General features: G+C 68.2%; 5 protein-coding genes. 1 reads left to right on the top strand and 4 read right to left on the bottom strand.

The features are described from left to right. From VGZ32_RS20330 to VGZ32_RS20315, 4 genes are all read right to left on the bottom strand, one after another. Positions 1-937: discoidin domain-containing protein (locus tag VGZ32_RS20330; RefSeq protein WP_349263682.1), on the bottom strand; the 937-nt coding region annotated here is incomplete at its 3' end. A 643-nt stretch (positions 938-1580) separates the two neighbouring features. After that, positions 1581-2939, bottom strand: a complete 1359-nt coding sequence (paaK, locus tag VGZ32_RS20325) for a phenylacetate--CoA ligase PaaK (protein ID WP_414642570.1) — start codon at positions 2937-2939, stop codon at positions 1581-1583. Further along, positions 2939-3379: a hydroxyphenylacetyl-CoA thioesterase PaaI gene (gene paaI / locus VGZ32_RS20320; RefSeq protein WP_326887695.1), complete on the bottom strand. Its 441-nt coding sequence runs from the start codon at positions 3377-3379 to the stop codon at positions 2939-2941. The genes paaK and paaI overlap by 1 nt, the downstream gene beginning before the upstream one ends. 173 nt (positions 3380-3552) lie before the next feature. Then, a complete protein-coding gene (locus tag VGZ32_RS20315) occupies positions 3553-6915 on the bottom strand; it encodes a lectin (protein ID WP_326887694.1) in 3363 nt (1120 codons plus the stop codon). A 344-nt stretch (positions 6916-7259) separates the two neighbouring features. Here VGZ32_RS20315 and VGZ32_RS20310 point away from each other — a divergent pair. Then, the coding region (locus VGZ32_RS20310) for a LacI family DNA-binding transcriptional regulator (protein WP_326887698.1) at positions 7260-7436 on the top strand (177 nt) is incomplete at its 3' end.

Here is a 7436-nt window from a genome sequence, read left to right as displayed (position 1 = left end):
AGGTGCTCGAGCCGCCGAGGGTGTACACGCTGAACTCCCAGAGTGAGTAACCCCACTGCGTCGCGCGGGTGGTGCCGTACATGCGGATGTAGCGGCCTGATCCGGTCACGTTGAGCGTCTGCACGCCGCCGGTGCCGGTGGTGGTGGAGTAGATGGAGGTCCAGGTCGCGTTGTCGTTCGAGGTCTGGATCTGGAACGCGGTGGCGTACGCGGTCTCCCAGTTCAGGCCGACCTGGCAGATGCTCTGGGTGCTGCCGAGGTCCACCTGCAGCCACTGCGGGTCGGAGAACGCCGAGGACCAGCGGGTGCCGGTGTTGCCGTCCACCGCGGCGCTCGCGGGCGTTCCGGCGTTCTCGGTGGAGGAGGCGGTCGCGGGCTGGTTGAGCGCCGCGTTCGTCGTCGAGCAGCCGCCGCCGCCGATGGTGCCGTAGACCTGGAACTCCCACAGGGAGTAGCCCCACTGGGTGGCCCGGGTCGTGCCGTACATCCGGACGTACCGGCCGGAGCCGGTGATGTTCAGGGTCTGGATTCCGCCGGTGCCGGTGGTGGTGGAGTAGATCGAGGTCCAGTTCGCGTTGTCGTTCGAGGTCTGGATCTGGAACGCGGTGGCGTAGGCGGTCTCCCAGTTGAGCACCACCTGATCGACCGTGGCCGTGGCGCCGAGGTCCACCTTGAGCCACTGGGGGTCGCTGAACTGGCTGGACCAGCGGGTGCCGGTGTTGCCGTCGACCGCGTTGGACGCGGGGAAGGAGGCGTTCTCCAACGACGACGCCGTCGCGGGCTTGCCCTGCGACAACAGCGTCCCCGCGGCGTTGGCCTGGAGGGACACGGCGGTCAGGAGACCGGCGGTCACCGCCAGAACCGCGGATGCCGCCACGAGGGCGCGGATTCGGGACGGACGTCGCTGTCTTCCCGATCTAGGTAGAACCAGGCGCATGACTCTCTCCGAGGAAACGGCGAGGAAGCCGCCGACCGGTCGAACCGGCCCGCAGCGGGGCGGGAAAAAAGGCGTGGGCTGCCTTCGTGCCTCACCCGCCCCGGGTAGCGGCGAGCATCCCGGGGCGTGAGGGTACTGTATGGTTCGGAGAGCGCTCTCCGAGAGAGTGCTCGCGCGGCGTGCCGCTGTCAAGAGTGCGCGAGCCGATCCAGGGTGGTTTAAGGGAAAGACGAGGCCCGTCTAAGAGTGAGAAGCGGATTCCGCCTGATGACGCAGCGGGTGGGGCAGTGGTGACGGAGTGGCCGCGTGGAGCATGACACGTGCTCGTTCGTGGCACCGTGAGTGTGACTTCGGCTTTGGGCCGACTGCGGGCGGCGTTGCGGAAGGCGACGTGTGCTCGTTCGTCGCGCCGCGAGGGCGGCTTTAGGTTTCTGGCCGAGGCCGGTGCAGCGGGCACGTGGAGCGCGATACGTGCTTGTTCGTGGCACCGTGAGCGTGGCTTTGGGCTTCGGGTCGACGGCGGGCGGTGTTGCGGAGCGCGACGTGTGCTTGTTCATCGCGTCGCGAGCGCGGCTTTAGGTTTCTGGCCGAGGCCGGTCCGGCGGCGCCGATGGAGCCGCCGGGCGGACCATGAGCAGCAGTCTTATCCCTCGCGTAGGTCGACCACCCGATTGAGCTTGCCGGTGGAGCGGGCCAGGGTCTCCGGTTCGACGATCTCCACGCCGACGCTCACTCCGATGCCGTCCTTGACCGCCCGGGCGATCGCGTCGGCGGCCGCCGCGCGCCGTGCCTTGTCCGCGTCCGGCCTGGCTTCGGCGCGGACGGTCAGGTGGTCCATCCGCCCGTTGCGGGTCAGCTCCAGTTGGAAGTGCGGGGCGACGTCGGGCGTGCGTAGGACGATCTCCTCGACCTGGGTCGGGAAGAGGTTGACGCCCCGTAGGATGATCATGTCGTCGCAGCGGCCGGTGACCTTCTCCATCCGGCGGAAGGCGGGCCGTGCCGTGCCGGGCAGCAGCCGGGTCAGATCCCGTGTCCGGTAGCGGATGATCGGCAGCGCCTCCTTGGTCAGCGACGTGAAGACGAGTTCGCCGGTCTCGCCCTGCGGCAGGACCGCGTCAGTGGCGGGGTCGACGACCTCGGGGTAGAAGTGGTCCTCCCATATGTGCAGGCCGTCCTTGGTCTCGACGCACTCCTGCGCGACGCCGGGGCCGATCACCTCGGACAGTCCGTAGATGTCCACGGCGTGCAGGTCCGCGCGTTCCTCGATCTCCAGCCTCATCTGCTCGGTCCACGGCTCCGCGCCGAAGATGCCGACCTGCAGCGACGAGGTGCGCGGGTCGATGCCCTGGCGTTCGAACTCGTCGAGCAGCGTCAGCATGTACGACGGGGTGACCATGATGATCTCGGGGCGGAAGTCCTGGATGATCTGCACCTGACGTGCCGTCATGCCCCCGGAGGCCGGGATCACCGTGCAGCCGGCCCGCTCGGCGCCGTAGTGCGCGCCGAGTCCGCCGGTGAACAAGCCGTAGCCGTAGGAGACATGGACCAGGTGGCCCGGGCGTCCGCCAGTCGCGCGGATCGAGCGGGCCACCACGTCGGCCCACATGGAGATGTCGTTGTCGGTGTAACCGACAACGGTCGGGCGGCCGGTGGTGCCGCTGGAGGCGTGGATGCGCCGCACCTCGGACATCGGCACGGCGAACATGCCGAACGGGTAGCTCTCGCGCAGGTCGGCCTTCGTGGTGAAGGGGAACCGGGCCAGATCCTCGAGGCTGCGACAGTCCTGCGGCGTTACACCGGCCGCGTCGAATTTCCGGCGGTACAGGTCCACGTTCTCGTACGCATGGCGCAGCGTGCGCTGAAGACGGGCCAGCTGGCGCTCGCGCAACTCGTCCGGGCTCATCCGCTCCGCGTCGTCCAGCAGGTCCGGGGGCGGCGGCGCACCCACTCGGCGGCCTGGCGTATCCGGTCGGCTGTCCTCGCCGGCCTTCTCACCGGTCATCATGTCCGATCAGCCTCCCGGATCGTGCGGCTGTGTCCGCGGAACTCCGCGATGACTTGGGTTCCGCGCAGCACGGTGACGTCATAGATGCCGCTGCGGCCGAAGCGCGTCCGTTCGTGCGCGACCGCGTCCAGCACGTCGCCCTCCCGCGCTGGGGCGATAAAGGCGATGTCCGCCGCCGCGGCGAGCGTGACCGGACCGTGGCTGTTGCACGCGCAGGCGAACGCGGTGTCGGCGAGCAGGAAGATGTAGCCGCCGTGCGCGATGCCGTGGCCGTTGACCATCGCCGCGGTGACCGTCATCCGTGCGGTCGCTGAGCCGTCGGCGGCCTTGAGCAGCTCGATGCCGAGCGCCCGCGACGCGGTGTCGGCGTCGAACATCGCCTGCGCCGGCGACGCGGGCGTAGCTGCAGGTGCAGGGGCATCCGTGGAGCGTGGCATGCGCGGATCCTCCGAGCCGAGATCAACCGACCGAACATTCGGTCTGTAGCGGCGCGGTCAGTTAATCCAGGAGTCGGCAGGGCTGTCAAGGGGTGACACGCCGCTCACGCGGCCGGGTCCCGGCAGCCGATGCGGCGGCTGCCGGGACCCGGGGTCGTTCCGCGGGCGTGTCCCTACGGGAGCGTCCACTTCTGAGCGTTCGTGCCGTTGCAGGTGTAGATCTGCAACTGTGTTCCGCTCGTCGTACTGGACCCGGGGTCATCCAGGCACAGTCCGGACTGCGGGTTCAGCAGCGAGCCGTTGGATTGCGGCTGCCACACCTGGGCCCCGGTGCCGTTGCACGTGTAGTACTGGACCTTGGTGCCGCTGGTTGTGCCACCGTTGGTCACGTCCATGCAGCCGCCGAGGACCTGCAGCGAGCCGTTCGGTTCGACGGTCCAGCTCTGGGCCCCGGTGTTGTTGCAGGTCCAGATCTGGATGGCGGTCCCGTTGGAGGTGCCGCTGTGGTTGTCGTCGACGCACAGGCCCGACGAGACGCCGGAGACGATCGGGCCGGTGGGCGCGCCGGTGCCGCCGCTCCCGCCGAACGCGATCGCGAACACGTGCAGGCCGCCCTGGTTGGCCGTCGCGGGCAGGGTCACGCTTGCGACGGTCTTGCCGGACGTCAGGCTGACCGGCGTGGTGGCGAAGACGTACGCCTTCGTCTGGTCGGCCGTCCCGCTCGCGGCGTTACGGTACGCCGTGGTGATGGCGGTCGTGTTGCCCGACTCGACCGACACGCTGCCGCCGTTGAGGGTCCAGTCGGAGAACCCGAGCGAGACCGATGAGGTCGAGCCGTCGGTGTAGGTGACGGTCGCGGTGCCGCTCGACGGGCCGTTGGTCGCCGAGCCGAGGAACGCGATCGAACCGGAGCCGGTGGCCGGGATGGTCTGGCCGACTGCCTCGTAGTTGTCCGGCTTGGCGCTGTACAGCGCGGCCGGGGTCACGTTCGGCCAGGTGAAGGTGGATCCGCCGGCGGTGACCGTCGAACCCGGGGTCACGCCCGCGTTCGAGAGCGCGGTCGCCGAGTACGAATATCCGACCCCGTCGAAGTCCGCGCCCGTCATCGCGTTGTCGTTGGAAACGCCGATGTCAGTGTACTGCGGGCCGGAACCGCTGTACGAGGCGGGCGCCGAGCTCGCCCCGGACGCCCAGCCGGTGTTGGCGGACGTGCCGAGCGTATACGCGAACGTGCCGCCGCTGGAGATCGCGCCGGACGGCAGGTAGGCGTTGTTCCAGGCCGCGCCGTTCCAGGTCGCGGACTGCACGTAGGGCGCGTTGTCCGCCGCCGCGGGAGCGTTGATCGTCAGGGTGTTGCCGCTGGGGAGGGCGAGCACGACCTGGGTGAACATCGGCGAGCCGAGGGCCAGGTCGGCGGTGCCCGGGGTCTCTGGGTACATGCCGATCGCCGACCACACGTACCACGCGCTCATCGTGCCGAGGTCGTCGTTTCCGGCCAGGCCGTTGGGCGCGTCGGTCCAGATCTGGTCCTGCACCTGCCGCACGATCTTCTGGGTGTTGTACGGCTGACCGGAGTAGTCGTACTCCCACGGGATGTCCAGGCTCGGCTCATTGGTCAGGTCCGTGTAGCCGTTGCCGCCGGTCAACTGGGACAGGTCGGTGTTCAGGTACGAGTTCATCGCCGCGTCGCCGCCCTTGGCCGCGATCAGCCCGGCCAGGTTGAACGGCACCATCGGCGTGTATTGCCAGGAGTCGCCCTCGACGAAGTTCGTCCCGCTGGTCGCGTTGAACCCGCCGGTCCACTGGCCGTTGGAGTCGCGCGGCTGGATGAATCCGCTGGAGGGGTTGAGCAGGTTGCGCCAGTTCTGCGCGCGGTTGGCCAGGGCGGTCTGGTCCGTGGTGTCGCCGAGCGCGCCCGCGAAGGCCGACAGCGCGAAGTTGGCGCTGTCGTATTCAAGGCTGGTCGAGGCGGGGCCGTAGAAGTTGCAGCACCCTTCCGAACCGTTGGAGGGCACGTACCCGAGGTTCGCCACGTAGTTGTTTCCCGGCCGGATGTTATTAGTGCTGTTCGCCTCGGTGAGCAGGTCGTGCAGCGCGGTCGAGGTGTCGAAGTTCCGGGCGCCGAAGGAGTAGTAGTTGGCGATGATCGAGTCGGCCGGATCACCGACCATCACATACGTCTCGCCGTTGTTGTTCATCCATTTGGGGAACATGCCGCCGGCCGCGTAGTCGTCGACCATCGACTGCCCGATGTCCGAGGCCACCGACGGATCGACCAGCGCGGACAGCTGCGCCTGACTGCGGTAGATGTCCCAGCCGGAGAAGTTCGAGTACTCCGCGGAGTGGCCCGATCCGACCGAGTGCACCGCCCCGTTCACGCCCATGTACTGGCCGTTGGAGTCGCTGATCACGTTCGGGTGGATCAGCGCGTGATAGAGCGCTGTGTAGAAGACGGTCTGCTGGCTCGCGGTGCCGCCGGCCACGTCGATCTTGCCGAGCACCGAGTTCCACGCACTGTGCGCGGCCGACTGAGTGGCGGAGAAGTTGAAGTTCGGGTTCTCCGCGGCGATGTTCGCCTGGGCGTTCGCGATCGACACGAACGAAACGCCGACCTTCGCCTGGACGACCTGGTTGCTCGTCGTGTTGAAGGTCACGTAGCCGTTGTTGGCACTGGCGTTAGGGGTGGCCGCGTTGGGTTTGGCGGTGTTGGTCTTGCCGGAGCTGGTGGCAGGCAGTTTGCCGTGCAGGGTGGGGTGGTTCTTCGCCTCAGCGGTGTTGGGCGAGGCGGCGCTGGTGGAAGGGCCGGCGAGGGTGGCCGGGACCGCCGCGGTGCCGTTGGTGCTGAACGAGTGGTCGAACTGCACGTCGAAGTAGAGCGTGTAGGTGACGCCCGCTCCGCAGAAGTGGCCGCTGGTGATCTGGCCGGACACCTCGCTGCTCGAGACGACGTTGAACTGGGTGTTGCTGTCGCCGTTCTGGCTGCCGGTGAGCTTGAAGATCAGGTTGGCCTGGGTGGTGGCGGGGAAGGTGAACCGGGCCATGCCGGTGCGCATGGTGGTGGTCAGCTCGGTCTTGATCCCGTCATTGCCCGTGACCGAGTAGTAGCCGGCGTTTGCGGACTCGTTCGCGTGCGAGAAGCCCTCGGTCGCGGAGGTGTTGACCGCGCCGGTGGTCGGCAGGATCGGGACGTCGCCCTCTCCGCCGCATCCGGGTCCTGACAGGTGGGTGAGGCTGAACCCGGTGATCGAGGAGTCGCCATAGCTGTAGCCGCCGCCGTCCGGGCGCGACGGGGTGTCCGGTGACCATTGGATCATTCCGAACGGTGAGTCGGCTCCGGGGAAGTCGTCGGCCGAATTGGACGTGCCGATGAAGGGATTGACCAGCGATGCCGGATCGCTGACCAGCCCCGCCGCCGTCGCGGCAGACGCGCCTGGGGCCGTGAATCCGGCGAGCGCCGTCGCGCCGGTAACGACCAGGTACGTCAGGTGTCTGCTGAGGCGGATGCGGAGCGGTGGTGCGGTGGGTACGGGGCGCATGTTTCCGTCCTTCCGCTCTGACAACGTTGTCAGGTAGGCTGCAAGGGCAGCAGACTGCGAAAGCTTTCGGCTGTCAAGATGCGCGGCCCCCACGCGTGCGGCCGCGGATCTTGTGCGTTGACAGGGCCTGACGCAGGTCCACACACTCGCCAAAAGACATGGGCCAGCTCAGTTGAGTTCGCTCCCTGACAACCCCTTGCTTCCGGCGCCGAAGGGAGTCCGCCATGGTGCGACGATCGCGTGAAAGAGCAGCCGTGCGCGGGCGGTCTGACTGTGCGCGCCCGCGCACTCACTCGGCGCGTTGATCAGGAAAGCGCTGTACAGAATCATGCGGAACTCTACCCATGGATGAGGCGGCGGCGGTGTCCGCCCAAGGGATCCGGCCGACGATGAAGGATGTGGCGGCGCGCGCCGGGGTGGGCATCAAGACCGTCTCCCGGGTGGTCAACGGCGAGCCCGGCGTGCTGCCCAGCACCGCCTCCCTGGTCCACCGGGCCATCGCCGAGCTGGGCTTCCGCCGC

This window comes from Actinocrinis sp. (genome assembly GCF_035938995.1).
In the GTDB taxonomy this organism is placed as follows: Bacteria; Actinomycetota; Actinomycetes; order Streptomycetales; family Catenulisporaceae; genus DASZGI01.
Note: the sequence above shows the minus strand (reverse complement) of the source record. Positions and strands in the feature narration are given on the sequence as shown.

Coding starts and splice junctions, on each gene's coding strand:
- paaK (WP_414642570.1), bottom strand. CDS start 2,939: ATGACCGGTGAGAAGGCCGGCGAGGACAGCCGACCGGATACGCCAGGC.
- paaI (WP_326887695.1), bottom strand. CDS start 3,379: ATGCCACGCTCCACGGATGCCCCTGCACCTGCAGCTACGCCCGCGTCG.
- VGZ32_RS20315 (WP_326887694.1), bottom strand. CDS start 6,915: ATGCGCCCCGTACCCACCGCACCACCGCTCCGCATCCGCCTCAGCAGA.